Origin of the sequence: Sphingomonas sp. (genome assembly GCF_045810705.1) — a bacterium.
Classification (GTDB): Bacteria; Pseudomonadota; Alphaproteobacteria; order Sphingomonadales; family Sphingomonadaceae; genus Sphingomicrobium.
The window spans coordinates 1-25,217 of sequence record NZ_JBJMVI010000010.1 but is presented as its reverse complement, the minus strand read 5'-3'; the positions used below and the strand labels follow the sequence as shown (position 1 = coordinate 25,217).

At 63.4% G+C, this 25,217-nt stretch carries 23 protein-coding genes; 14 read left to right on the top strand and 9 right to left on the bottom strand.

The window, feature by feature from the left end; all coding sequences use genetic code 11:
- Positions 1-73: 73 nt before the first annotated feature.
- Positions 74-1,402, bottom strand: a complete 1,329-nt coding sequence (locus ACJ8FR_RS04735) for a surface lipoprotein assembly modifier (RefSeq protein ID WP_407827471.1) — start codon at positions 1,400-1,402, stop codon at positions 74-76.
- A gap of 7 nt (positions 1,403-1,409) precedes the next feature.
- Complete coding sequence (locus tag ACJ8FR_RS04730; protein WP_407827470.1) at positions 1,410-2,366, bottom strand: hypothetical protein; 957 nt, start codon at positions 2,364-2,366, stop codon at positions 1,410-1,412.
- A 120-nt stretch (positions 2,367-2,486) separates the two neighbouring features.
- Between ACJ8FR_RS04730 and ACJ8FR_RS04725 the strand changes: the two genes are divergently transcribed.
- On the top strand, positions 2,487-4,031 hold the full coding sequence (locus ACJ8FR_RS04725; protein WP_407827469.1) for a hypothetical protein: 1,545 nt from the start codon (positions 2,487-2,489) through the stop codon (positions 4,029-4,031).
- Here ACJ8FR_RS04725 and ACJ8FR_RS04720 read toward each other — a convergent pair.
- The gene (locus tag ACJ8FR_RS04720) at positions 4,028-6,088 is read right to left on the bottom strand and encodes a TonB-dependent receptor (RefSeq protein ID WP_407827468.1); all 2,061 of its coding nucleotides are present in this window, start codon (positions 6,086-6,088) and stop codon (positions 4,028-4,030) included. The genes ACJ8FR_RS04725 and ACJ8FR_RS04720 overlap by 4 nt on opposite strands.
- 187 nt (positions 6,089-6,275) lie before the next feature.
- Between ACJ8FR_RS04720 and secE the strand changes: the two genes are divergently transcribed.
- The 4 genes from secE to ACJ8FR_RS04700 all read left to right on the top strand — a co-directional run bounded on the left by secE (position 6,276) and on the right by ACJ8FR_RS04700 (position 8,483).
- Positions 6,276-6,473 carry a preprotein translocase subunit SecE gene (gene secE, locus ACJ8FR_RS04715; RefSeq protein WP_407827467.1) on the top strand — a complete coding sequence of 66 codons (198 nt, stop codon included), beginning with the start codon at positions 6,276-6,278 and terminating at the stop codon, positions 6,471-6,473.
- Between the two features lie 67 nt (positions 6,474-6,540).
- Entirely contained in the window at positions 6,541-7,080 is a 540-nt protein-coding gene (nusG, locus tag ACJ8FR_RS04710) for a transcription termination/antitermination protein NusG (protein ID WP_407827466.1), read from the top strand.
- 161 nt (positions 7,081-7,241) lie between these two features.
- A complete protein-coding gene (locus ACJ8FR_RS04705) occupies positions 7,242-7,487 on the top strand; it encodes a hypothetical protein (protein WP_407827465.1) in 246 nt (81 codons plus the stop codon).
- 6 nt (positions 7,488-7,493) lie between these two features.
- The gene (locus tag ACJ8FR_RS04700) at positions 7,494-8,483 is read left to right on the top strand and encodes a NotI family restriction endonuclease (protein ID WP_407827464.1); all 990 of its coding nucleotides are present in this window, start codon (positions 7,494-7,496) and stop codon (positions 8,481-8,483) included.
- 9 nt (positions 8,484-8,492) lie between these two features.
- On the opposite strand, the gene ACJ8FR_RS04695 is transcribed toward ACJ8FR_RS04700, so the two are convergent.
- Positions 8,493-9,641: a DNA cytosine methyltransferase gene (locus ACJ8FR_RS04695; RefSeq protein WP_407827463.1), complete on the bottom strand. Its 1,149-nt coding sequence runs from the start codon at positions 9,639-9,641 to the stop codon at positions 8,493-8,495.
- Positions 9,642-9,769: 128 nt separating this feature from the next.
- Here ACJ8FR_RS04695 and ACJ8FR_RS04690 point away from each other — a divergent pair, with 128 nt between their 5' ends.
- Together ACJ8FR_RS04690 and ACJ8FR_RS04685 are read left to right on the top strand one after the other, a co-directional pair.
- Positions 9,770-10,183: a very short patch repair endonuclease gene (locus tag ACJ8FR_RS04690; RefSeq protein ID WP_407827462.1), complete on the top strand. Its 414-nt coding sequence runs from the start codon at positions 9,770-9,772 to the stop codon at positions 10,181-10,183.
- A 13-nt stretch (positions 10,184-10,196) separates the two neighbouring features.
- A complete protein-coding gene (locus tag ACJ8FR_RS04685; RefSeq protein ID WP_407827461.1) occupies positions 10,197-10,655 on the top strand; it encodes a hypothetical protein in 459 nt (152 codons plus the stop codon).
- Between the two features lie 31 nt (positions 10,656-10,686).
- On the opposite strand, the gene ACJ8FR_RS04680 is transcribed toward ACJ8FR_RS04685, so the two are convergent.
- Together ACJ8FR_RS04680 and ACJ8FR_RS04675 are read right to left on the bottom strand one after the other, a co-directional pair.
- The gene (locus tag ACJ8FR_RS04680) at positions 10,687-11,670 is read right to left on the bottom strand and encodes a hypothetical protein (protein WP_407827460.1); all 984 of its coding nucleotides are present in this window, start codon (positions 11,668-11,670) and stop codon (positions 10,687-10,689) included.
- 136 nt (positions 11,671-11,806) lie between these two features.
- The gene (locus ACJ8FR_RS04675) at positions 11,807-12,250 is read right to left on the bottom strand and encodes a cupin domain-containing protein (protein ID WP_407827459.1); all 444 of its coding nucleotides are present in this window, start codon (positions 12,248-12,250) and stop codon (positions 11,807-11,809) included.
- A 190-nt stretch (positions 12,251-12,440) separates the two neighbouring features.
- Between ACJ8FR_RS04675 and rplK the strand changes: the two genes are divergently transcribed.
- The 5 genes from rplK (at position 12,441) to rplL (ending at position 17,604) form a co-directional block, all read left to right on the top strand.
- Positions 12,441-12,872: a 50S ribosomal protein L11 gene (rplK, locus tag ACJ8FR_RS04670; protein ID WP_407827458.1), complete on the top strand. Its 432-nt coding sequence runs from the start codon at positions 12,441-12,443 to the stop codon at positions 12,870-12,872.
- A 4-nt stretch (positions 12,873-12,876) separates the two neighbouring features.
- Positions 12,877-13,572 (top strand): 50S ribosomal protein L1, encoded by a 696-nt coding sequence (gene rplA, locus ACJ8FR_RS04665; RefSeq protein WP_407827457.1) that lies wholly within the window; start codon positions 12,877-12,879, stop codon positions 13,570-13,572.
- Positions 13,573-13,689: 117 nt separating this feature from the next.
- Positions 13,690-16,350, top strand: a complete 2,661-nt coding sequence (locus tag ACJ8FR_RS04660; RefSeq protein ID WP_407827456.1) for a M1 family metallopeptidase — start codon at positions 13,690-13,692, stop codon at positions 16,348-16,350.
- Between the two features lie 299 nt (positions 16,351-16,649).
- Positions 16,650-17,165: a 50S ribosomal protein L10 gene (gene rplJ, locus ACJ8FR_RS04655; RefSeq protein WP_407827455.1), complete on the top strand. Its 516-nt coding sequence runs from the start codon at positions 16,650-16,652 to the stop codon at positions 17,163-17,165.
- 61 nt (positions 17,166-17,226) lie between these two features.
- Complete coding sequence (gene rplL / locus ACJ8FR_RS04650; protein WP_407827454.1) at positions 17,227-17,604, top strand: 50S ribosomal protein L7/L12; 378 nt, start codon at positions 17,227-17,229, stop codon at positions 17,602-17,604.
- A gap of 153 nt (positions 17,605-17,757) precedes the next feature.
- On the opposite strand, the gene ACJ8FR_RS04645 is transcribed toward rplL, so the two are convergent.
- From ACJ8FR_RS04645 to ACJ8FR_RS04635, 3 genes are all read right to left on the bottom strand, one after another.
- Positions 17,758-18,513 carry an XDD4 family exosortase-dependent surface protein gene (locus ACJ8FR_RS04645; RefSeq protein ID WP_407827453.1) on the bottom strand — a complete coding sequence of 252 codons (756 nt, stop codon included), beginning with the start codon at positions 18,511-18,513 and terminating at the stop codon, positions 17,758-17,760.
- A 151-nt stretch (positions 18,514-18,664) separates the two neighbouring features.
- Positions 18,665-19,543, bottom strand: coding sequence for an alpha/beta fold hydrolase (locus ACJ8FR_RS04640; protein WP_407827452.1), 879 nt, complete (start codon positions 19,541-19,543; stop codon positions 18,665-18,667).
- Complete coding sequence (locus ACJ8FR_RS04635) at positions 19,540-20,178, bottom strand: TetR/AcrR family transcriptional regulator (RefSeq protein ID WP_407827451.1); 639 nt, start codon at positions 20,176-20,178, stop codon at positions 19,540-19,542. Before ACJ8FR_RS04635 ends, ACJ8FR_RS04640 begins: the two co-directional genes overlap by 4 nt.
- 117 nt (positions 20,179-20,295) lie before the next feature.
- Here ACJ8FR_RS04635 and ACJ8FR_RS04630 point away from each other — a divergent pair, with 117 nt between their 5' ends.
- Positions 20,296-22,758 (top strand): TonB-dependent receptor, encoded by a 2,463-nt coding sequence (locus ACJ8FR_RS04630; RefSeq protein ID WP_407827450.1) that lies wholly within the window; start codon positions 20,296-20,298, stop codon positions 22,756-22,758.
- Positions 22,759-23,051: 293 nt separating this feature from the next.
- A partial coding sequence (gene rpoB, locus ACJ8FR_RS04625; protein WP_407827449.1) for a DNA-directed RNA polymerase subunit beta occupies positions 23,052-25,217 on the top strand: 2,166 nt, incomplete at its 3' end.

Here is a 25,217-nt window from a genome sequence, read left to right as displayed (position 1 = left end):
CGCGAACGATCGGCCATTATGATTGTCCGACGCTTTGCCGATCATCTGCCGATCAACCTGCGAAGGGCAGCTCTCAGAAGGCGCGGACGACCCCCATTTCTGTGCGCGTGCGGCGATAATCGTAGAATTCGACGCTGCTGCGGTTGCGCTCGATCGAGAAGCGCAGGACGGGCGCGAAGCCCCGCCATTCCAGCTGCCGGAACGTCGCGCCCATGCTCAAGCGCGAATAGCGGTCGGACCGCTTGTGCGGGAACAGTGCCAGCCGCTCGTCGGCGCCGAGGCGCCCGAGTTCCGCGCCGACCGTCAGGGTCATTCGCCCGACGTCGCGCCAGGCTGTGAGGCCGCCGCGCCAGCCTGTCGTCGAATAGCCGGGATTCCTGAGGCTCCGGCGGTCGATCCCGAGCGTAGCCGCGACGCCCGTCGTCGCTCCGAGCGCGCGCTCGACGCTGGCTTGTCCGGAGAAACTCCTGCCGTCCTCGAGATCATTCAGCTGGTTATCGATCAGCGCCGTGGTCCCGCTCAGGCGAAGGAACGCGCGGCCGCCGAGCGGGTGCGACAGAGTCGCGCCAACGCGCGCCGATCTCATGAACGGCTTCAGCCCATACCAGCGCTGCGTCGCCCCAAGCTCGAGTTGCAGGCGGTTGCGTCCAAGGTTAAGCTCCGGACCGATCGCCAGGTCCGCGGCAACGTCGTCGAACGCTTTGTGGCGGTAGAGGTTCGCGAAGCCGGAGGCGCGGACAAGCAAGTCCGAATCCCCGCCCAGCGGCAGCCGGCGGTACATTTGCCCGTTCAGGGCCAAACCGGTGCCTGACTTGGCTTTCCCCTCCGGCCCGATTTCGAAGTCGCCAAGCACGGTGCCGAGCGTATCCGACCGCGTCGCGCGGTTGATATTGCTGTCCGGCGCAACGGCAACCTCGAGGCTGGCCCCAAACGGACGCTGCCCCCGCAGCGCCTGCGAATAGCGGTCGATCAGCCGAGCCACTGCCGGCGGTAGTCCCGACGCATTCATTGCCCGGATTTGTCGCCAAGCGCTTTCGCGGTCGCCCATCCGGTCGAGCAGTTGAGCGAGCGCGAGCCGTGCGGGAGCCGCGGTTGGCCGGGCATCGACCACCTGGCGGAGCAGGATCGCGGCCTTCGCGAGATTGCCGCGCTTGGTTTCGAGCGCGGCAAGACGAAAATGCGCTTCGAGACCGACCTCAGCCGAGACGTCGGCAAACATTGTGCGATAGATCGTTTCCGCCAAGGCGTTATCGCCGCGCAGCCGCGCCTCGTCGGCAAGCGCGAACATCTGCGCCGCGTTCGCCTTCACCACGGTTGCCGCCGTCGCGCTCGCGCCCCCTGTCGGCAAGGCAGCGGGCACCGTCAAAACGGCGACCGCAACAAGGATCGAGCGCGCGGCCATGCCGCACTCAATTGCCCTTCCTGGCCACCCATGCCCCCGACATCTCGTGCAGCGCATTTGTGTATGGGTCGCGGTAAGGCGCCTGGAACTTGGCCATCGTTTCTTCCCCGTGGGGGCCGGCAAAGATCCCGTTGAAGAAATTGGGACCCGACAGCGCCGTATCGAACTTCCCGGAGAAGGTGTTCGAACCTGTCGAATAGACCGTCTGCGTGAAGGTCAGCACCTGAAGCGGCTCTCCCCACAGGCAATTCCAGCATTCGAGGACCGGTGCGATCTGGCCGGTCAATTTGCCGGCTGCGAAGTCGAAGTTCATCGTCACCCCGCCGTCGATGTAGTCGGGTGAAACGAACCCTTCGCTTGGGCGAACGAAGCCCCGATTTGTCTCCGCGGCGATGATTCCCGTGTATGTTGCAGTGCCGGACACGGGGACATCCCCCGCCAGCGTCGGCGTTCCAAAGGCAAAGGCGCCGATCTTTAGATCGTTGGTACCGGCTCCGCTGACCCAGTAGCCCAGGTCCGCGTAAGTGAAGCCCGTCCGTTGCGGTTCGAACGACAGCGTGGCGATCTTTTGTCCCGCCGCGTCGATGATGCCGGTGCCGTCCAACCGACCTGTTCCGACCGATGGCAGCGTAACCAGGTAAGCGCCTTGCGCGACCGAATATTGGATCGAGACTTGATCGGCGCCCGCGGCGGCGATGGTTGACGTCACGGTCCCGCCAGTCGACGCAACGTGCTCGACGTGCGACGCGAGCGTAGTGAACTGGTGCGGCTGGGTGGTGTCGTACCACGCTGACGTTGTCGCAGGCGTTGGCGTTGGCGTTGGCGTTGGCGTTGGCGTTGGCGTTGGCGTCACGGGCGGCGTGACGATCGCGCTAACGCCGCTCCCTCCGCCGCCACTGCATGCCGCCAGCGCGAGTGCGGCTGCGCTTGCGAGCAAAAGCTTCACGGATTTCACGCGGGTCATGGTCTGCCCTCCTCCTGCGTTCGAAGGCACGACGCGTAGAATTGCGAGGGCCGATGTGCGATGATGGACTGCCGATGATCATCTGATCATCTCGTGATCGCATCAGGGGGTGGCGCTGCGATGCTGAAGCTGGCGGACCTCGCAAATCGGGCGGACTTCGATGCCGGCCCGTTGCACGTCAGCCCGGCGCGCCGCTTGATCGAAGGACCGGCGGGGAGCGCAAGCCTCGAGCCGATCGTGATGAAGGTGTTCCTCCTGCTGCTCGACGCCGGCGGCAGCGTCGTTACGCGAGACGATCTGTTCGGCAATGCGTGGGGCGGCGTCTATGTCGGCGACGACAGCCTCAACCGCGCGATCGCTCTGGTGCGCAAGATCGCCGCTGAGACTGCGCCCGGCTTGTTCGAGATCGAGACCATTCCACGCACCGGCTACCGGCTGACCGGCGATATTATTCAAGTGTTTGAGGAGAGCTCGACCGTAGCGGCCGATAGCCTCGTTTCGCGCCGAGGCGTCATCGGCGGGGGTGCGGCGGCGGTCGTGTTAGTTGGCGGCGGGGCCCTTTGGTGGGCGAGGCGGTCCGGGTCAAACCCACGCTTCGATGCGGTAATGGCGCGCGGCGAAGAGGCATTCCGAAACGGGACGGCATTTGAGGACTGGGCGGTTACGCCCAAGGACACCCCGGACATGGTGAAGCTGTACGAGGAAGCCGTACGGCTTCAGCCGGACAGTGCAGGCGCGTGGGGGCGACTGGCCTATTTCCGGAGCGCCCGGACAGAGGACGCTTCGAAACAGGACGCGCCGACGGTCGTCGCCAACGCGCAAGCTGCTATCCGGCGCGCCCTCGAACTCGATCCGCGAGAGCCAAACGCCCGCGTCGGCATGTTCCTGCTGCAGGGACCGATGCTGGATTGGGCAGCGCGCGACGGCCTGCTCCGCGGCGTCCTTTCGACCGATCCGACGAACCTCCCGGCCATGATGGAGTTGATGCCGCTCCTTCAGGCCGCAGGGCTCACTCGTGAATCCTGGATGTGGAACGAGCGTATCTTGCGCGCATCGCCGTTCATGCGGTCGGCCTTGGTGGTCAGAGCGCTGAAATTATGGATTCTCGGCAAGGTCCGCGAGGCGGACGATGTGATCGACCGCGTCCGGGGCCTGTGGCCCGATTATTGGTTCGGAAATTATGCGCGGTTCACAATTTTTGCACTGACTGGCCGACCGGCTGCCGCTCGCGCCATCCTCGGCGACGTTCACCTCTTCGACGGCTTCCCTTCGCGCGAGACTTGGCTGACAGCCCTGGACGCACTCGAATCGCCGACACCCTCGGCCATCGAAACCGCCCGCCGCGCGTGCGTCGACACGGCAGGGCGCTTCCCGGCCCTGGCCAGCGACATGGTCATGCAGCTGTGCGCTCTAGGATTGCCGGACACGGCCTTTGAAGTGACCCAAGGCTTCTTGCTCTGGCGCGGCAAGTTTCTCAGCATTGACCGTGCCAACGGTAGGGCAGTTGAGAACTATAATCGGCGAATGACGCAGTGGATGTTTACGCCGCCGGTCGCCACCATGCGCGCCGATCCGCGCTTCGGAAAGCTGTGCGACGAATTCGGCCTGACCGCCTATTGGCGCGCGCGCGGCGTTAGGCCCGATTACGAGCGCATCGAAGCCTAGAAGCGCGTTTCGAGCCCGATGCCGAGTTCCCTCGGGTCGTTCAATCCGGCCTCGACATCCGGATCGTTAGGGTCGCCGCCCCAGGCGACGATGTGGAACTCGTCGAAAATGTTACGGGCGTAGCCGAACAGGGTGAAAGGCCCGCGCCGCCAACTCACGCGCGCATCGAACGTGGTTGATGATGCAATGCGAAATCGCGGGGTTTCTGCATCGTCCCCACCATAACCGCTGTTGTGCCGGACCTGCGCCGAGATGCTGAGTTTCCGCACCGGCTCCCATTCGGCGGCGGCCATCCCGGTGAACTTCGGAGCGCCGCCGAATTCTTTCCCAAGGATGGGGTCGGTCGGCACGATGGTTTTCGTGATCCGCGTGCCGAGCAGCCCGATCGCGGACCGGAGCCGGAGCCGACCGCTGACCTTGTAGTCGCCCTCGAGCTCGGCGCCCGAAGCGTGCGCCCGCGGTGCGTTCGATACCTGCGAGAGCCCGACGCAGCCGGTCGTGGTCTGGAGACAGAGGTCCAGCGTGCGCTGCGCATTGCGGATGTCGTTGTAGAAGACGTTGGCGGTGAGATTGAGTGCCCCCCCAAGGAAGTTGCCCCGGACGAACGCCTCATAATCCCACAGATATTCAGGCTCGAAGCGGACCTGCGCGGCCTCGGATGGATCGAGCGTTACGCCTCCCGGATTATAGGCCCGTTGCGCGAGCACGCCGACCCGCACACGCTCGTTCACGTCATAAGCGGCGCTTGCCTTGGGGAGCAGAGCGGTGACGTTCTTGTGGTAGTCGAGCGGAAGGTCGGGAGTCGTATGCAGGACCCCGAGGCGCTTTCTGCTGTCGCTTTGATAACGAACGCCACCGGTCAACAGCAGCCGCGGCACCGGGCGCCAGGTCACCTCGCCAAACAGGCCTCGACTTCGCTGTCGGTCGTCGAACGTGCCGGTGCCGAGCGGCGTCGCCGACAGATCGATATATTGATGCAGGTCCATTGTCTGCCAGCTGACCCCTCCGACCATGGTCACCGGTGCGTCGGGCTTCCATTCGAGCACGGACTCGGCCGAGCCGTCGTCGCCGTGGATCCGAGTCTGCCCAAATCCCTGGACCGCAAAGCGCCGGAAGAACGCCTTGCCCCAGCTGAGCGTCGTTCGCGATTCGAGCGACCGCGTCACCTGGTAGTTGATGGCGCTCGTCAGCGAATCGACCCGCACCTTGAAATAGCCGCAGATGCACGAAGTATCGCGGCGCTCGCGGAACGGCCGGCGCGCCGACGTGCCCTGCGGCCCCTGCGAGCGCACATGGGCGTAAGTGAGCACGATCCGCAGCCCCGGCAGCGCGTGCGGCTCGACGAGCAGCTTGGCGCGAGCGGTCGCATATCGGTCGTCATTGAGGTCGGCGCCGACCACCGGGCCTTCGAGCCTGCTCGAAACATGGCCGCGATAGAGGTCGCCCGACAGGCGTAGCGCCAATTGCTGGTCGATCAGGGGAACCGATGCCGCCGCCGACAGCTGCCGTCGTGCGGGGCCGCCGGCGATGCCCCGAGCGCCGCCTTCGAAGCGATAGGTCGGATCGGCGGTATGGATGAAGATCGCGCCGGCGATCGAGTTGACGCCCTGGGTCGTCGTCTGCGGGCTGCGGAACACTTCGACATGGTCGACGTCCCACAATCCTTCGGTGCTGTTCGAGAATTCGTTGAAAGTGACGGTCCGGCCGTCGACCTGTAATGTCGTACGCGGGCGCGCGCCGCCGAGGAAGGCGGGGAGTCCGGCAAGCACGCCGGCGCTGTTCTGCCCGCGGATGATCGGCGTATCCCGGTTCGACGAGATCAGCACGTTGGGGACGAACTGGAGCAGATCCTGGACCCGGTCGGCCGCGGCCAGCGCCTCGATGTCGCGGCGGCCGAACACGACGACGCTCGACTGGGTCTCCCTGAGCGACCGCTTCACCCGCTCGCCGGTGACGACGATGGTCGAATCGTCGCGGGGCGGCAGCGCGGCCGGCGCTCCGGCAATGCCGGACATGATGGCGAACAGCACAGGCCCCATGCCCGCTTTCCCCCGCACGCTGACCGAGCGCGGCCATGCTACAGCCGTTTCCACCGCGGCGCCAACCGCGATGGCCCAACCGCGATGACCCAGCCGCGATGACCTTGAAGACTCGGCCCGTCGCCGCTAAGTGACCCGCAGCCCCGCCGGCCCGAAAGGTCCGCGGGGCGCTTTTCTATCCGCAACTCGAGAAGAAGCGAAAAAAGTGGCCAGAGTCTCCCCCGGCGAATTCATCCGTCAGGTCCGCGTCGAGACCGGCAAGGTCCATTGGCCGAGCCGCAAGGAAACCGTCGCGACCGCGATCATGGTGATGATCATGACGCTGGTCCTCGCCTTCTTCTTTTTCGGCGTCGACGCCTTCTTCTCGACCATCGTCAGGAAACTGCTGAGCCTGCTCGGCTAGCGCTCCCTGGTCCTTCTCCCCTTGCGGGAGAGGGTCGGGAGAGGGGTTACAAAGGTAAGAGATCACAATGTCCCGCTGGTACATCATCCACGCTTATTCGGGCTTCGAGAACAAGGTCCGCGACTCGATCCAGAGCGAGGCCAAGCGCCTCCAGCTCGAGCCCTATGTCGAGCAGATCGAGGTCCCGACCGAGACCATCACCGAGGTCAAGCGCGGCAAGAAGGTCCAGACCGAGCGCAAGTTCATGCCCGGCTACGTCCTCGCCAAGCTCGAGATGACCGACCAGGTCTATCACCTCGTCAAGAACACCCCCAAGGTGACCGGCTTCCTCGGCCCCAACGGCAAGCCCCAGGCGATCGCCGACGCCCAGGCCGCGCGCATGCTCGACACCAAGGAGGAAGCCGCTGCCCACGGCGCCAAGCAGAAGATCAGCGTCGACTATGAGATCGGCGACGCGGTCAAGGTCCTCGACGGCCCCTTCGCGACCTTCAACGGCACCGTCGAGGAACTCGACTTCGACCGCGGCCGCGTGAAGGTCAGCGTGTCGATCTTCGGGCGGGCGACGCCGGTCGAGCTGGAGTTCGAACAAGTCGAACGCGTGAAGTGACCTGTTCCCCTGCGAAGGCAGGGGTCCAGTCCCTTGCGTCCATCCCCGCGAAGGCGGGGATCCAGCTCATCGAACAACGCAAAAGGCCGCATCGGCGACCTTTTCTTTTGTGCGCAGTGATTGCAAGGTGCAGCAGCTCGGCGTCAGGGGGGAGCATCCGCATGAAGTACCGAGACCAAGCAGCGGCGGGCTTAGCAAGCATCGAAGAAGCTATCCTCGGGCTTCTGGCGGAGCGCCCAGAGGGACTAATCAACAATGAGATCGCCCGAACGCTGAAGCTCGAATCCGACTTCGCGGGGCGCCAGAAAAATTATCTGACTTATTCGGTCCTCGGCGGTTTGCTGAAGAGGGGCCTCGTCAAGCGAGAAAAGCAAGATGGCAAGCAGCCGTTTAAGCTAGCTCGGTAGCCGACAGTGGTGCGTGGCAGCGCAGACCGTTTCGGCGTAGCCGAATGGTACGGTCGGCTTATCGAGACAATTCCCGTCGAACAACGGCACGAATACGGTGAGCTAGGCGCGAGCAAGCTCTCCGGCCTCCCCTGTCCGTTTCGACAAGCAGCCTCTCCAGGTGCTGAATGTAAGAAGAAGGGAGGCGTTTGTACCCTTCGAAAGCACACTCAGGCGCCAGACGGTACCGTAACGGTAATCCCGCCCCTCGTGACTTTATGTCCTTCACGCTTCTGGGAAGGGAACTTAATTTTTGAGCGCATTGGATTGGATATCCTCGCCACATCCCAGCCCACTCTCGTCAAAGAGGTGCAGTTCCTCGCGTCCTTAGGCGAGACGGAGGAAGCAGAAGGTGAAGAGGCGGTTGGCCGGATAGACACGATCATCGTTGACCCGGACGACGAGCAGCGTTGGTGCGCCCTGGAGTTACAAGCTGTGTATTTCTCTGGTGAGAAAATGGGCAGTCACCTTGCCCAATACTCGGCTGCGCAAGAGGCGCCGGTGTACCCCGACAAGAACCGGAGGCCTGATTATCGGTCATCGGGACCGAAACGGCTAATGCCACAGCTTCAAATTAAGGTTCCAACGCTGCGGCGGTGGGGAAAGAAGATGGCTGTAGTAGTTGATAAGCCGTTCTACGGTTCGCTTGGAAACATGGTGAAGGTAAACCATCTCTCGAACGCCGACATAGCATGGTACATCGTCAATTACGACGAGAGCGGCAACATCTTTGTCGAAGATACCCGATTCACAACGCTGGAAAGCTCCGTCGAAGCGCTCACAGCAGGTAAACCCTTGAGCCAAGAGCAATTCGAGGCGGAATTCCAGTCGTTCCTCCACGCTCGGAACAAGCGGGCGCGATCAAAGGTAATTAGGCTGCGGCAACCAGAGCCGTCGCCCGATGGAGGAAGCATCGTTCAAGAAGGCGCCGAGCTTCCGGATACAGATCAGATCTGAGCCTACGGTCTACTCAGCAGCAACGAGCGCGGGCTCACCATAGGAGAGCGAAACGCCACCAATCGTCTCCGCAATGGCTCGGCCGAGAAGCGGTGGCACGGCGTTCCCCACCTGTACATACTGATCCGTACGTGAGCCTTTGAATTCGAACCAATCCGGGAATGATTGAAGGCGCGCGGCCTCGCGCACGGTGAGTGTACGATCCTGCTCTGGATGGAAGTACGCGCCCCAGTGCGGATCGCACTTCGTAAGGATCGTAGATGCAAGGCCGTCCCAACTCAGCCGGCCATACCGCTTCGTATGATCCGAGCGTTTCGCGCGCTTCATCCCGGCAGGCAGAAGGTCAAAAGGAATATCGCGCCACGAACCTCCCTCCGGAATGTGGTACAAACGATCGAGATTGATTTTTGAGAGAGTCGCGGCGCCGTGATTTTTCACTGCGTTCGATCCAGCCCGCATCGCCCGCTGAAAATCGGATTGTGGCTCGCGAGCGTACGCCTGAACTCCTTTGTCCTCTCCATTTTGTAGACCAGGCAGATCACCGATCGCATCACGGATGCTGACGAACCCCTTCGCGCCGAGGCCATGCGTCGGCGTTGGGTACGCTATCGGCAGCCCCAGTCTATTTCCGATGAACACGATCCTGCGCCGCTCTTGTGGAACACCGTATTCTTCGGCGCGGAGGATTTCTGCGCGGACGTCGTATCCGAGCGATTTCAAACCTTGGATGATCGCATGAACGGCAGCGCCACCGCCAGCAGACGTCATCCCGGTGACGTTTTCCAACACAACCCAATTTGGCTGGAGACCATCCACGACACGAAGATATTCACGATACAGCGAAGATCGCTCATCGTGCAGACCACGTTGGTGATTGTAGACGGAAAAGCCTTGGCAGGGCGGTCCCCCGACCAGCACATCAAGCTCGCCTGGTTTCAAACCGGCGGCCTTTAAGAAGTCTCGCGCGCTGTAATCCTGAATCGGATTGGGAAGAAACCTCGCCTCACGGTGGGTGTGCGCGTACGTTTCTCCTGCCGCTTCGAAGAAATCATTGCCCGCAAGGACATGATATCCGGCCTGACGAAAGCCCTCGCTCAAACCACCCGCGCCACAAAAAAGATCGATGACCGTTTTGGTCCGCATGGCGAGAATCCCCATCCGGATGTTTAGCCACAGCGGTCGTTGGGTAGCCATAGGCTCGCTCTAGAACAGATGAAGAACGTTGTGGATAACCATTCGATCCATTTTGAACGATTGTTCGCCGTCTGTGACTCTGGAGACTCACTTTGAGCCAGCCCTCCGCCAGCCGCTCGGCGAACATGAGAGCTATTCGATCCAAGGACACCAAACCTGAAATGCGGGTTCGGCGAATTGCACATTCAATGGGGCTCAGATTCCGTCTTCACCGGTCTGACCTGCCGGGTAGCCCTGATCTCGTGTTTCCGCGCCATCGCCTCGCTCTCTTTGTCCATGGCTGCTTTTGGCACGGTCACGGCTGCAAGCGCGGTGGCAAAGGACCAAAGTCGAATACAGGCTACTGGCTACCGAAGATCGAGCGCACCCAGGCCAGGGACGTCGCGGCTGAAACGGCCCTGAAGGAGCAAGGCTGGCGCGTCGCTGTAATGTGGGAATGTGAACTGACGCGTGACGAAACGATCAGGTCACTGATAGCTAGAGCCATGAACGAGCTGCCTAAATGAACGGGAGCTGCGCATGCCTACTGACACGAACAGATTTCAGCGCGTCGGCGCACTCAGCAATGCACAGGCCGGCAGTGACTTTGAGGAAGTCGTGCAAGCATATTTCGCCCGCACGGGGATGAGGCTCGCGCGCGATTTTGCGGTCCAGATCGGGTACGCCAGAAAAAAATCACACAGATTTGATCTCGGCGGTGATGCTCCGCGAGTGCTCGTCGAATGTAAGTCTTGCACTTGGACGGCTGGTGGGAACACGCCGAGTGCAAAGCTGCGCAGCTTCAACGAAGCAATGCTGCACTTCGCGGTAGCCCCGTCCCAGTATCGGAAAATACTGATGCTCCTGAAGGACATACGCGGCTCCGAGAGTCTGGGAAGCTATTACGTGCGTACGCAGGGTCATCTTGTTCCGGATGATGTTGAGGTTTGGGAGCTCGATCCGATGACGAACACAGCTGAGTGTCTTTTCAGGTCCTAAGAAAATCCTGTCCTACAGCCCCTCAGTTGAATCAGAACCGCCGAATGCGTGGCGCGGCGCGCTCGAGCTTCTCCTCCATATCCTCCATCCGCCACCCGCCGAACAGCGCGCGCCCCGGATCGTGCGGCACTTTCGTCGGGTCAGCCCGCGACCAGCCCGTGACCAGCGCCAGATCGGTAAGGCCCAAGGCCCGCCGCAACTCCGCGCCCGCCGGCCCCCACGCCGGCTCGCCGCGTGCCCACCGCTCGGCCTCCGCAACCTCGAACGCCTCGCGAGAGCGCTGGTCTCGCGCCTCGGCCATCTGGGCGAGCCGCTCGCAGCATGCTTCGTGGCTCTCGCCGCGCCGCCGCCGGATCGGCGTCGGCTCGTCGACCAGCAGCGCCGCCTTCTGATGGAGGTACATGAGCTGCAGCGCCTGGTTGACGGTCATCGGCGGCATCGCCGGCGGGTCGTTGTGGCGCCAGTCACCATGGGCGTGACTTGCCGGTCGCTGGCTTTCCAGGAGCGCGAGTTCGAGCGCCTCGTAGCCGCGCTGGAGGGCTATGCGCATCTCTCGCGCGAACGCGGGGTCCTTCTTCCGCCGCCGATTGAAGGCGCCGAAGCATGAGCCCACCGCCGCCGCGGCGAGGGTCATGTTGCAAGTCGCGCTGAGCGCAGCGAGGAACGCCTGCTCCGCCTCGTGCGTGAGCTTGCCGGGTTGCGCTCGCCGCATCTGCAGCTTGCCGGACTTGAGGCGGACGAGTTGCGGCTCGCCGGCCTTAGTTCGGTAGCTTCGCCCCTCTCCCCCTTGGGGCAGAGGGATTGGGGAGAGGGGGCGCGCCAACCGTGCCTGCGCAAAAGCAAGGGCCGCATCCCAGCGCAGCGCGAACGCCGGATGTTCACGCCGCCGGTGCTGCATCGTGCCATATTTGAGGCCGAGCTCGCGGCATGCGAGCCGGACGTTGCCGGTCTCCCGGAGCGCTCTCAGGAATGCGCGATTCTGGAGCGCCTGCGCGCGCGTAAGGGGTCTCGCCATCGGCGAGCGTTCCAAAACCAAATCCTACTAGTCAAGTGACGAGCCTCTCAGCTCGTCATCCCGGACCCCGATCCGGGACCCAGTTACAGCCTTGAGCGATCAGGTCCGGACTGCGCCCCGGCAGTCCGGCTGCTGATCACTTCTTCCGCGGGTCGTCGGCCGGGTTGACGTAGGTGATCGCGAACGGGCCGTTGCCGGAGACCTGGATGTCGACCGGGTCGGTGGTGAACACATAATGGTTCATGCCCGCGCCCATGGTGACGTGGTAGCCCTTGGTCAGCGACCCGACGTTGGCCTTGTCGAGCTTGTCGCCCATTCCGTAGGACAGCGCGCCGGCGGAGGTGACTCGCACGACCTCGTCGCCCGGATGGTGGTGCGGCGGAACCGTGTAGTTGGCCGGGAACTTGGCCCGGATGACGAACGGCCCGGCCTTGCTCGGATCGCCCGAGACGACCGCCATCTTGGCGCCGGCCGGCAAGCCGGCTCCGCTGGCGTCCATCCATTTCATGGCCTTGGCCTGAGCGCCCGTGGCGCTTGCGGCGAGAAGAGCGGACAGTGTGACGAGTACGAAACGGCGCATACAAAACCCCCTATGCAGACCTTCCCGGGAGCCCCTTACCATAAGTTGCGGCGGCAACGCATCTCGTGTAGTGGCGCCGCCTTCCAAGCAATTGGAACTGTGGGAGGCAGCTCGAAAGGGCAGCCGTTCGGACCACTTAACTTGAACCCGGCCGCAAGTACCACTTCCGGCCGAACTACAGAGTGAGACCATGGCAAAGAAAATCACCGGCTATATCAAGCTTCAGGTGCCGGCCGGCACCGCCAACCCCGCCCCGCCGATCGGCCCCGCCCTCGGGCAGCGCGGAGTTAACATCATGGAGTTCTGCAAGGCGTTCAACGCCGCCACGCAGGAGCTCGAGCGCGGCGCTCCGATCCCGACGGTCATCACCGTCTATGCCGACCGCAGCTTCTCTTTCACCACCAAGACCCCGCCGGCTTCGTTCCTGCTCAAGAAAGCGGCGCGAATCCAGAAGGGCTCGGCCGAGACCGGCAAGGTCAGCGCCGGCACCATCCGCCGCTCGCAGCTGCGCGAGATCGCCGAGGTCAAGATGAAGGACCTCAACGCCAACGACCTCGACGCCGCGGCGAAGATCATCGAAGGCAGTGCCCGCGCGATGGGCCTCGAAGTGCGGGAGGGCTAAGCACATGGCCAAGCTTTCCAAGCGCCAGAAGGCGCTCACCCCGGTCGACCGCGAGAAGTTCTACGGCGTCGATGAGGCGCTCGCGCTGGTCAAGCAGAACGCGACCACCAAGTTCGACGAAACGGTCGAGGTGGCGCTGAACCTGGGCGTCGACCCGCGCCACGCCGACCAGATGGTCCGCGGCGTCGTCAACCTCCCCAAGGGTTCGGGCAAGACCGTGCGTGTCGCCGTGTTCGCCAAGGGCGCCAAGGCCGACGAGGCCAAGGCGGCGGGCGCCGACGTGGTCGGCGCCGAGGATTTGATGGAGACCATCCAGGGCGGGACCATCGACTTCGACCGCGTCATCGCGACCCCGGACATGATGGGCGTCGTCGGGCGCTTGGGCAAAGTGCTCGGTCCCAAGGGACTGATGCCCAACCCCAAGCTCGGGACGGTGACGATGGACGTCGCCAAGGCGGTCAACGACGCCAAGTCCGGCCAGGTCGAGTTCCGCGTCGAGAAGGCCGGCATCGTCCACGCCGGCATCGGCAAGGCGAGCTTCTCCGAGGGCGACCTCAAGGAGAATTTCACCGCCTTCATGGACGCGATCATCCGCGCCAAGCCGTCGGGCGCGAAGGGCAAGTTCGTCATGAAGCTCAGCCTGTCCTCGACCATGGGTCCGGGCCTCAAGGTCGACCTCGAAGAGATCGCGGGCGCTTAGTCGAATGGTACCGCCCGGTCGCAGGAGAGACTGCGGCCGGGCCTTCCACCCACTGCCGGCCCGCGGTAGACGACCATCGGACGGCTGGCGCTTTGCCGTAAGTGGAGGGAATACTTCATGAAATTTGTTGTCGCGCTGCTCGCATCGGCGGCGTTCGTCCTCGGCGCGCCAGCTTCGGCGGTCCCGGTCGCCGGAGCCGACACCGTCGACCCGACCTTGCCCACGCAATTGCCGCGGACCGCGATCCCGCACCATTATGCGATCATCGTCACGCCCCACGCCGAGCGGCTGACGTTCGACGGCACGGTTGCCATCGACCTCGACGTGATCAAGCCGACACGCACGTTGGTTCTCAACGCTGCCGATCTCCGTATAGTCTCGGCGAGCCTTCGAACTGCAAAAGGGGTGCTGGCGGCCAACGCGCGAATTGCCTTGGATGAAGCGGCACAGACGGCGACCCTGACATTCCCTGATGCGGTTGCGTCCGGCGCCTATCGGCTCGAGCTCGTCTATTCGGGCAAAATCAACACCCAGGCCAACGGGCTGTTCGCGCTCGATTACAAGAACAAGGAAGGCAAGGACGCGCGCTCGCTGTTCACCCAATTCGAGGCCGCCGACGCGCGCCGCTTCGTGCCGAGCTGGGATGAACCCGATTACAAGGCATCGTTCGACCTCACGGCACGCGTGCCGGCGGGCGAGATGGCCGTCGGCAACATGCCGGCAGCTTCCAGTAAGGCGATCGGCGGTGGCCTGAAGGAAGTGCGCTTCGTGACGACGCCGGTGATGTCGTCCTACCTGTTGTTCTTCGCGTTGGGCGATTTCGACCGGGTGACCAAGGCCGCGGCCGGTCGTGAAGTCGGCATCGTCACATCGCGCGGCAACGGACCGAAGGCTCAGCTTGCGCTCGACGCCGAGGCCCAGATCCTGCCCTATTACAACGACTATTTCGGAACGCCCTACCCGCTGCCCAAGCTCGACAACGTCGGCGGCCCGGGCCAGTCGCAATTCTTCTCAGCAATGGAAAATTGGGGCGCGATCTTCACTTTCGACCATTCGATCCTCGATGACCCGGCGATCACAAGCGCCGGACAGCGCCAGCAGATCTTCAGCACCGAAGCCCACGAGATGGCGCATATGTGGTTCGGCGACCTCGTCACCATGGCCTGGTGGGACGATCTGTGGCTCAACGAAGGCTTCGCCAGCTGGATGGCGAACAAGACCACTCAGCACTTCCATCCCGACTGGCGCGCAGACGTCAATCACGTCGCGGCGCGCGAAACCGCGATCGGGCTCGACTCCTTCCGGTCGACGCATCCGGTCGTTCAACAGGTCCGCACCGTCGAACAGGCCAACCAGGCGTTCGACCGGATCGCCTACCAGAAGGGCGAATCGGTCATCGCGATGCTCGAGAATTTCGCCGGCGCCGATATTTGGCGGACCGGCATTCAGGACTACGTCCGCCGTCACGCTTATCAGAACACGCGGACCGAAGATCTTTGGGCGGCGATGGAGCGGGCCGGTGCAACCGGCCTTGGGACGATCGCGCGCGACTTCGCCAACCAGCCCGGCGTTCCGTTGATCGAGGTCGGCCCATCGCAATGCGCCGGCGGCCAGACGGTGGCCACGATCACCCAGTCGCAATTCTCGAACGATCAGCGCACGGAAGCATCGGCCAATCCGCGACGCTGGCACGTGCCGGTTCGAGTCACCGCCGGCGGCGTCGCAAGCTTGGTGATAACCAACGGGCCATCGAGTGAAATCACCGCGGCCGGCTGCGGGCCACTATTGGTCAACGCGGGACAGAGCGGCTATTTCCGTACGCTCTACTCGCCCGCCGAACTGGCCGCGCTGACGAACTCTTTTCCGGCGCTCGGCCCGGTAGATCAGTACGGACTGCTGAACGATCAGCTCGATTTGTCGCAAGCGGGTTACCAGCCAATGGCCGCCGGCCTCTGCCTGCTCGGCGCTGTCGCTTCCAACTCCAACGCCAAGGTTGTTGGGACCGCCGTCGAGGAATGGACGACGCTGCACGACAACCTCCGCGAAAACGCGGCGGCGCAAGCCGCCATCGCGGCCCGCGTGACCCGCCTTTATGGCCCCCGCCTGCAGCAGCTCGGCTTCGTCCCGGGCTCGGCGGAAGCGCCAACCGAGGCCGTGCTCCGCGACACGTTGATCGGCGATCTCGGCAAACTGCGCGATCCGGCAGTCATCGCCGAAGCCAATCGCCTGTTCGCGGCCTGGCAGGTCGATGCCAATGCAATTCCCGGCTCGCTCAAAGCGACCTGGCTTGGCGTCATCGCCGCCAATGCCGACGCGGCGACCTGGAACGCGCTGCACGCGCGGGCGCAACAGGCAACCGGCGCAATCGAGCGAACTTCACTCTATCAACTGCTTGGCGCGACCAGCAATGAGGCGCTGGCACAGCGCGCGCTCGAACTCGCCCTCACCGCCGAGCCGGGCAAGACCGTCAGCTCGGGCATGATCGCGTCGGTTGCAGGACAACATCCTCGGCTGGCAATCGACTTCGTCCTCGGCCATTTGCCCCAGGTCAACCAGCTGATCGACATTTCCGGCCGGTCGCGGTTCATGCAACGACTGAGCGCGGCGAGCAAAGACGCGGCGCTGATCCCGATCCTCGAGGCTTATGCCAAGGCCAATCTCGCCGCGACCGACCGTAAGCCGATCGACCAGTCGATCGACCGCATCCGCGCACAATCCGCGCGTGCGTCGTGGATAAATGCCGAGACGGCGCAATGGCTCGCCGCACATCCCGGTTGACACGCCTTGATTTGCGAACAGGTTCCGTTATAGGCGCGCGCTCGCACCGGCTCGCCGGGGCGAACACCGTCCGAGACAGCTGCTGAGGCCAATCCTTTCGCAAGGACGCCTCTTAATTTGCGGCCTAGACGGGGACAGGAATCATTCGAAACGGGCAACCGTTTCGTTGTGCGTTGCCAAGGGAAACCCGGCGCGGCGCCATCGATCCCAACCCCACGGACATTTAGCGCTTGGGCACGGTGCCCGGGCTTTTGTTGAAGCTCGTTCGGACAAGATCCGGACGAATTTTTGGAGTTGGCATGGATCGATCGCAAAAATCCGATCTGGTCGACGAGCTGAAGAACGTCTTCACCGCGACGAGCGTGGTTGTGGTCACCCGCAACCATGGTCTGACGGTGGCGCAGTCCACGGACCTGCGCCTGAAGATGCGCGACGCCGGCGCCCAGTTCAAAGTTGCGAAGAACAGCCTTGCCCTGATTGCGCTCGAGGACACGCGCTACAAGCCGATCGGCGACCTGCTCACAGGCCCGACCGCGCTTGCGACGTCCGCAGACCCCGTCGCGGCCGCCAAGGTGGCGGTCGATTTCGCCAAGACCCACGACAAGTTCGAGATCGTCGGCGGAGCGATGGGCGACACGGTCCTCGACGTGAACGGGATCAAGGCGCTTGCTGCGCTGCCTTCGCTCGACGAGCTGCGTGCGACCATCGTGGGCCTGATCCAGGCGCCCGCGACGAAGATCGCCCGCACGATCAACGAGCCGGGTGCCCAGCTGGCCCGGGTCTTCGGTGCCTATGCGGCCAAAGAGGCCGCGTAAGGCAAAGCTTTTCATCAACGTCACGACAACACGGGGCTGATGCCCCACCAAGGAGTATCAAATGGCTGACATCACCAAGCTGGTCGACCAGCTTTCCGACCTGACCGTCCTCGAGGCCGCGGATCTGGCCAAGGCGCTCGAAGAGAAGTGGGGCGTCTCGGCCGCGGCTGCGGTCGCGGTTGCCGGTCCCGCCGCTGCGGGTCCCGCCGCTCCGGCTGCCGAAGAGAAGACTGAATTCGACGTCATCCTCACCGGCGACGGCGGCAAGAAGATCAACGTGATCAAGGAAGTTCGCGTGATCACCGGCCTTGGCCTCGGCGAGGCGAAGGCGCTGGTCGAAGGCGCGCCGAAGGCGGTCAAGGAAGGCGTCAACAAGGACGAGGCCGAGAAGATCAAGAAGCAGATCGAGGATGCCGGCGGCACTGTCGAGCTCAAGTAAGCTTCAAGGATTCACGGCAAGAGACAAAGGGCGGCCCCGCAACGGGTCGCCCTTTTCTTACCTCCGCGGCACAAATAAACGGCCCGGAACCTTTTGGGTCCCGGGCCGGTCGACAGTTAGTTTTTGGGCAACGGACTGTCGGTTGAAACTGCCCTAAGCGAGCTGCGCCAGACCCGGCTTGCGGCGGCGGCGCATCGAAACGCCGATCCCTCCGAAGCCAAGGAGCATCATCGCCCAGGTCGCCGGTTCGGGGACGCCGGAGCCAAAGTGGGTGTCGGTGGTCGCCGTGCCGTACTGGAAGCGGACGTTCGAGACGCTCGCGAGCGAGCCGTCAAAGGCGCCCAGGCTGAAGGTCACGCTGTTCTTGATATACGGCTGGTTGTTCGTGATGCCGCCATTATCGCCCGCAGTGGAATATCCTGCGGACAGGAGGCCGAAGTCGCCGCCATCGGGCGGAGTGGTCGCACCGCCCCGGTCGGGCGCGCCGCTGAGCACGTCACCGGGGCCGAAGATTCCGTAGCCGGCGGAGCTGAGGCCGTAATCCTGCGTCACGCCGCCGCCCAACCCGCTTGCATTTTGCTTATAGGCCCATTCGGCACCGACGTTGGTGCCCGTGCCGGAGACAGTTCCGACGAAGCTGCAAGTGCCGCAGATGTTGGCGCTGGTGTAGGTCAGCGCCGGATTGCTGGTGATATCGAAGAACAACGCGTGGAGCACTTGCGCAGGATCGTTGATGTCCACCGCGGAGGTGTTGGTCAGCGTGACCATCAGGTTCCCCGCGACGATGTCGAATGTCGCCGACGCACTGAGGTTGCTACCGTTGGTTCCGGTAAAAACGGTGGCGGCGGTAGCCGGAGTCGCAAGCCCGATCGCTGTCGCAGCAGCTGCTGCCGTCAGTATGCGTCGCATGAAAATTGCCCCTTCATCGCCTACATCCCGGGTTCAAGAGGTGGCGAGCTCTGTTGAACTGTTCTTGTCGTGATATATTAAATGAAATTTTAACGACGACAATCAGGCTATTAGGTCCGATCTGGACTTGTCCCGCTGTGGGACCGCCGATTCAACGAGACAGCAGAAACTCGTCGATTGCGGCGGTCGCCTCGAGCTCACTAAGCTCGGGCGCGTGGCCGACACCGGGAATGACGGCGAGCCTCATGCTGGGGGCAACCGCGCGCATTTTCTCGGCAGTTTTTGCAGTCAGCAGGTCGCTCTTGGCGCCGCGCACAACCAGCAATGGCTTGCTGCCAAGCGCTGCGAACAGCGGCCACAGGTCCGGCTGCGGCGTCGGCCCCGCCGTCTTGAACGGCTCGGCAATCGCCATGTCATAGTCGAAGCGGATCTCGCCATTCTCTTCGCGGCAATTGCGCTTCGCCATGGCGACCCAGTCGGCATGGGTGAAGCGCTCGAAGTTGCTGCCGTAGTTTGCCGAAATCGCGTCGGCCGCCGCGTCCCAGCTGTTGAAGCGCACATCCTTGCCGACGTAGGTGAGGATGCGGTCGATGCCGGCCGGGTCGACGTCGGGGCCGACGTCGTTGATGATCGCGGCGGCGATGTATTGCGGCGCCGTGGCGGCAAGCACCATTGTCACCAGGCCGCCGAGCGACGTGCCGACGAAAATCGCCGCGGTGATGCTCAGCTGATCCAGCAGCTCGACCACGTCGGCGGCGTAGGTCACCGGATTGTAGCGCGCCGGGAACGGGTCGTAGTCGCTGGTGGCGCGCCCGCGAAAATCGAGCGCGATCACCCGGAAGCGCGGCGAATAGCGCTCGGCAAGATCGGAGAAGTCGCGCGCATTTCGCGTGAGGCCGGGCAGGCACAAGATGGGCGGCTTGTCGGTTGCGCCAGGGTAATCGCGATAGTGGAGCTTCAGCCCGTCGCGGACGAGGAAATAGCGGTCGGCGTAGCGCTCGGCGGCGGCGGCGATCCCGCCGTTGCTCACGCCGCTATCCCCTTCCGGAACAATCGGTTTGCAACCGCCGCGACGCTTGCCGGATCGGCACTGTCCCAAACCGAGTAGCGAAGGCCGAGGAAGACGTTCGCGCCCATCGATGCCCAGGCAAGGATCTCGAGATCGTCATCGCTGAGATCTGCTGCAATTTCACCCTTGCCGCGCGCGGCGATCAGGCGCGCGGTGATGCGCGTGACGGTCGTTTCGTAATGTTCGCGATACGTCGCCGGGTCGACGAACTCGGCCTCGTCGATGATCCGGTAGATATGGCGATTCTTCCGTGCGAACTGCAGGAAAAGCTCCAGCCCCCTGCGCGCAGCATCGAGTGCATGAACGGGTTCGGTGAAAGCCGGGGCAGCGGCATCGCGCACCTGGGCCGACATGTCGCGCACCAGCGCCTGAAACAGCGCCTCCTTGGACTCGAAGTAAGTGTAAAAAGTCCCGAGCGCGACTCCGGCCCGCTGGGTGATGCCCACGATCGAAGTATCGGAAAAGCCCCGCTCACCGAATTCCTCGCGTGCAGCATCCAGGATCTTGCGCAGCGTCCGCTCGCCCCGCGCGGTGCGCGGAGTCTTGCTGCCGTCTCCGGCGCTTGGCCGTACGTGGTCCTCCGCAGTTTCCCCCATCCGGCTCCCCGTACCGCGACCCGTTATATTCGCAAGTTGAAACGCGGTTCAACTTTCATTATGACATCAATCTGACTGCGGAGGCAATGGAGGGTTCCGCAAGGGGGAGACAACAACATGCGCGTTCTTACTGTACGCGCCGCATTGCTCGGCACAGCTGCCGTCGCGGCGCTTTCCACGACTCCGGCCACTGCTCAGCCCAACGCGGCACCGACCGATACCCAGACCTCGAACAACGCGCAGACCCAGGCCCAGGCGGCGACCGGCAGCGACCAGGCGATCCTCGTCACGGCGCGGCGGCGCACCGAGCTGCTGCTCAACGTCCCGATCGCGGTCAGCGCCTATTCGGGTGAGCAGCTCGACCGGCAGGGCGCGCTGACAATCACCGATGTGGCCAAAACCACGCCGAACGTGACGCTGAAGGTCAGCCGCGGCACCAACAGCACGCTGACGCCGTTCATCCGCGGCGTGGGTCAGCAGGATCCGGTCGCCGGCTTCGAGCAGGGCGTCGGGGTCTATGTCGACGACGTCTACTTGAACCGTCCACAGGCCGCGGTGCTCGATATCTACGACGTTGATCGGATCGAGGTGCTTCGCGGCCCGCAGGGCACATTGTACGGCCGAAACACGATCGGTGGCGCGGTCAAGTTTGTGACCAAGCGCATTCCGGCGGACGGAACCCACATCAGCATGCGGACCAACATCGGCACGCATCACCAAGCCGACTTCATCGTATCAGCCTCAACGCCGATTACCAAAGGCGTGTTGTTCGGCGTCGCCGGCGCCCGTCTCAGCAACGACGGGTTCGGCAAGAACCTGACCACCGGCATCAGCAATTATAACAAGAACATTCTTGCCGGCCGCGCGAGCCTGGAGCTGATTCCGTCAGACCGCATCTTCTTCCGGCTCACCGGCGATTACATCATGGACGATAGCAACCCGCGCGGCGGGCACCGCTTCTATCCCAACTTCTGCACCGTCCCGACCGCGACCTTCTCGTGCGTCGCAAGCCTGCCCGTACTGAGCAATGTCTATGACACGCAGGGTGGGCTCACGGACCCGACCCAGAAGGTGCGCGCCGGCGGCGTCGCACTTCACGCGGAAGCGGACATAACTGATTGGCTGAAGTTTCGCTCGATCAGCGCCTACCGCAAGGACGTCGGCTACACGCCGATCGATTTCGACGCCACGCCCTTCGTCGACGTCGACGTTCCCGCAATCTATCGCAACCGGCAGACCAGCCAGGAATTCCAGCTGGTCGTCGATGGACCGAAGATCCAGGGCGTGGCCGGCGTCTATTACCTCGACGCCAGGGCTTTCGACGAATTCGACGTGCGGCTCTACACGGCCTTGCCGACCGCACTTCCTGGCTTAACCTCTTCGACTCTTGGCAGCGTGCATACCAAGACCTGGGCGGCGTTCGGCGATTTCACCTACAATTTCTCACAGCAGTGGGCCCTGTCGCTCGGCGGTCGGTGGACTAACGACCAGCGCACTGCATACATCCTCGCCCAGACGCGGTTTTTGGGCGGCCAGCCAGGGCTCGGCGGATCAAACGGATTCGGCATTGGAACGGTGCTTCCACCGTCGCTCGCAGGAACGACCACCAACTTCAACGGGACCCGCACCGACAAGGCGTTCACTCCGCGTGCGTCGATCAATTTCAAGCCGACGCCGGACCACAACCTGTACATCAGCTACTCGCGCGGCTTCAAAGGCGGCGGCTTCGATCCGCGCGGCAAAGGGATCAACGCACCGTCGCAATCCTACCAGGACATCTACAATTTCATCACCTTCAAGCCGGAGAAGGTCGACAGCTACGAGTTCGGTTGGAAAGCGGCGTTATTGGATCATCGGCTCCAGCTGGCCACGGCGATCTTCGACGCCGAGTATCACGACGTCCAAGTGCCAGGATCGTCTCCCTGCACGACGAGCGGCCTCGCCAACTTCTGCGGCGTAACGACCAACGCGGGCAAGGCACGCATGCGCGGCGTCGAGATCGAGACGAATGCTCGCCTCGCACAGGACGTCGCAACGCCCGGGGATCGGCTGAGCTTCGCCGGTTCTCTCGGCTACCTCGACGGCAAATACCTGAGTTTCATCACCAACCTCCCCGTCCCCGGCGCGGTCCCCGCCAGGAGCGTCCCGACCGACGTAGCCGCTCACCGGAAGCTCCAGAATACGCCCAAATGGACGTTGAGCGGAACCATGGACTACAGCACGCCGCTGTCCAGTGGACATCTCGATGCGAACACTACGGTCGCCTACCGCAGCGCTTCTCAGCAGTTCGAGATATCGACGCCGTTCCTTGACCAGCCTGGCTATGCTTTGTGGGACGCCAACATCATCTGGCGCTCTGCAGGCAACCGCTATGAGTTCGGTCTCCACGCCAAGAACATCACAAACAAGAAGTATGTGACTGGCGGCTACAACTTCATGGCCAGCGATCCGCTCACCGGAGCGCTGATAATAAATCCCGTGACCGGACTTCCGACACCGGCGCTCGGCAAAACCGGCGTCGCGACCCAGTTCTACGGCGACCCGCGACAGGTGTTCCTGTCGGCGGCGGTGAACTTCTAGCCTTCCCGGCGCAGGGGCAGCGGGGGCGTGCGGCAACGGCGCCCCCGCTTTCGTTCTGCCAGGGTCTTGCGGGCTGTTGGAAACGGCTTATATAGGCTTCATCCAAACATCTCGGCTCCGCCGCACGGTGACGTGCGCCCGGGGCTTTTCCCGTCCTCTCCGGGACAGGGTCCGAACGGCGCACGGACCGCACGCATTGGAGAGGGTAGCGGGCCAGCGCTCCACAAATAGCCGGAATACCGGCAGTTCAGCGGAGGCGCCTCCATGCGCGTCCGCACAGCGCAGGGAAGCACATGGCCAGCAAAGCGATCACCGCACCGCGTAAGACGACCAGCGGTCTCAAGACCAATTCGCGGCGCATCCGCAAGATCTTCGGCAACATCCACGAGATCTCCGAGATGCCGAACCTGATCGAGGTTCAGCGCGAGAGCTACGAGCAGTTCCTGCGTTCCGACCCCAAGACCGGATATGTCTCGGGCCTCGAGAAGACGCTCCGCTCGGTGTTCCCGATCGTCGATTTCGCCGCCACCGCCCACCTCGACTTCGACCATTATGAGCTCGAGGAGCCCAAGTACGACACCGATGAATGCCGCCAGCGCGGCCTTACCTATGCCGCCCCGATGCGTGTCACGCTGCGCCTGACGACCTTCGAGATCGACCCCGAGACCGAGGCCAAGTCGGTGATCGATATCAAGGAGCAGGACGTCTACATGGGCGACATGCCGCTCATGACGATGAACGGCACCTTCATCATCAACGGCACCGAGCGCGTGATCGTCAGCCAGATGCACCGCTCGCCGGGCGTTCTGTTCGATCACGACCGCGGCAAGACCCACGCCAGCGGCAAGTTCCTGTTCGCCGCGCGGGTCATCCCCTATCGCGGCAGCTGGCTCGACTTCGAGTTCGACGCCAAGGACATCGTCAACGTCCGCATCGACCGCAAGCGCAAGCTACCGGTCACCGCGCTTCTCCACGCGCTCGGGATGCCGAGCGAGGAAATCCTCAACACCTTTTACAAGCGCGTTATCTACACCCGCGGCAAGAACGGGTGGCAGATCCCATACAGTGCCGACGCCTGGCGCGGGATGAAGCCGAGCCACGACGTGGTCGATGCCGATAGCGGCGAAGTCGTGTTCAAGGCGGCTGAGAAGATCACCCCACGCCGCGCCAACCAGGCGACCAAGGACGGGCTCAAGAACGTCCTCATCCCGACCGAGGAGATTTTCGGGCGCTATTCAGCCTACGACCTCATCAACGAGAAGACCGGCGAGATTTACATCGAGGCCGGCGACGAAGTGACTCCGGAGAACCTGGCGAAGCTCGACGAGGCGGGCGTCAAGCGGCTCGAGCTGCTCGACATCGACTTCGTCAACACCGGCCCCTGGATCCGCAACACGCTCAAGGCCGACAAGAGCGAGGACGGCGACAGCGCGCTCGCCGACATCTATCGCGTGATGCGCCCAGGCGAGCCGCCGACGCGCGAAACCGCGGACGCCTTGTTCTACGGGCTGTTCTTCGATCCCGAGCGCTACGACCTCTCCGCGGTCGGCCGCGTCAAGCTCAACATGCGCCTCGGCCTCGACGTCGAGGATACCGTCACGACGCTGCGCAAAGAGGACATCCTCGCGGTCGTCCAGGAGCTGGTGAACCTCAAGGACGGCAAGGGCGAAATCGACGACATCGACAATCTCGCCAACCGCCGCGTCCGTTCGGTCGGCGAACTGCTCGAGAACCAGTATCGCGTCGGGCTGCTGCGCATGGAGCGCGCGGTCAAGGAGCGCATGAGCAGCGTCGATGTCTCGACGGTCATGCCCAACGACCTCATCAACGCCAAGCCGGCGGTGGCCGCGGTCCGCGAGTTCTTCGGCTCGTCGCAGCTGTCGCAGTTCATGGACCAGACCAACCCGCTGAGCGAGGTAACACACAAGCGCCGCGTTTCGGCCTTGGGCCCCGGCGGCCTGACGCGCGAACGCGCGGGCTTCGAAGTGCGCGACGTGCACCCGACGCACTACGGCCGGATCTGCCCGATCGAGACTCCGGAAGGGCCGAACATCGGCCTGATCAACAGCCTCGCGAGCTTCAGCCGGGTCAACAAGTACGGCTTCATCGAGACGCCGTACCGCAAGGTCGTCGACGGCAAGGTGACGACCGACGTGGTTTATTTGTCGGCGATGGAAGAGGCGAAGCACACGATCGCCCAGGCCAATGCCGAGATCAACAAGGACGGCACGTTCGGCGAAGAGATCATCTCGGCCCGCCGCAACGGCGAGTTCCTGATCGCGCCGCGCGAGCAGATCACGCTGATGGACGTCTCGCCCAAGCAGCTGGTCTCGGTTGCCGCCTCGCTCATTCCGTTCCTCGAGAATGACGACGCCAACCGCGCGCTGATGGGCTCGAATATGCAGCGCCAGGCCGTGCCGCTGGTACGCGCCGAAGCGCCGTTCGTCGGGACCGGCATG

Coding starts and splice junctions, on each gene's coding strand:
- ACJ8FR_RS04635 (WP_407827451.1), bottom strand. CDS start 20,178: ATGGGGGAAACTGCGGAGGACCACGTACGGCCAAGCGCCGGAGACGGC.
- ACJ8FR_RS04695 (WP_407827463.1), bottom strand. CDS start 9,641: ATGGGGATTCTCGCCATGCGGACCAAAACGGTCATCGATCTTTTTTGT.
- rplA (WP_407827457.1), top strand. CDS start 12,877: ATGGCCAAGCTTTCCAAGCGCCAGAAGGCGCTCACCCCGGTCGACCGC.
- nusG (WP_407827466.1), top strand. CDS start 6,541: ATGTCCCGCTGGTACATCATCCACGCTTATTCGGGCTTCGAGAACAAG.
- rplK (WP_407827458.1), top strand. CDS start 12,441: ATGGCAAAGAAAATCACCGGCTATATCAAGCTTCAGGTGCCGGCCGGC.
- ACJ8FR_RS04675 (WP_407827459.1), bottom strand. CDS start 12,250: ATGCGCCGTTTCGTACTCGTCACACTGTCCGCTCTTCTCGCCGCAAGC.
- ACJ8FR_RS04725 (WP_407827469.1), top strand. CDS start 2,487: ATGCTGAAGCTGGCGGACCTCGCAAATCGGGCGGACTTCGATGCCGGC.
- ACJ8FR_RS04735 (WP_407827471.1), bottom strand. CDS start 1,402: ATGGCCGCGCGCTCGATCCTTGTTGCGGTCGCCGTTTTGACGGTGCCC.
- rplJ (WP_407827455.1), top strand. CDS start 16,650: ATGGATCGATCGCAAAAATCCGATCTGGTCGACGAGCTGAAGAACGTC.
- ACJ8FR_RS04685 (WP_407827461.1), top strand. CDS start 10,197: ATGCCTACTGACACGAACAGATTTCAGCGCGTCGGCGCACTCAGCAAT.
- ACJ8FR_RS04680 (WP_407827460.1), bottom strand. CDS start 11,670: ATGGCGAGACCCCTTACGCGCGCGCAGGCGCTCCAGAATCGCGCATTC.
- ACJ8FR_RS04630 (WP_407827450.1), top strand. CDS start 20,296: ATGCGCGTTCTTACTGTACGCGCCGCATTGCTCGGCACAGCTGCCGTC.
- rplL (WP_407827454.1), top strand. CDS start 17,227: ATGGCTGACATCACCAAGCTGGTCGACCAGCTTTCCGACCTGACCGTC.
- ACJ8FR_RS04645 (WP_407827453.1), bottom strand. CDS start 18,513: ATGCGACGCATACTGACGGCAGCAGCTGCTGCGACAGCGATCGGGCTT.
- ACJ8FR_RS04705 (WP_407827465.1), top strand. CDS start 7,242: ATGAAGTACCGAGACCAAGCAGCGGCGGGCTTAGCAAGCATCGAAGAA.
- ACJ8FR_RS04730 (WP_407827470.1), bottom strand. CDS start 2,366: ATGACCCGCGTGAAATCCGTGAAGCTTTTGCTCGCAAGCGCAGCCGCA.
- ACJ8FR_RS04660 (WP_407827456.1), top strand. CDS start 13,690: ATGAAATTTGTTGTCGCGCTGCTCGCATCGGCGGCGTTCGTCCTCGGC.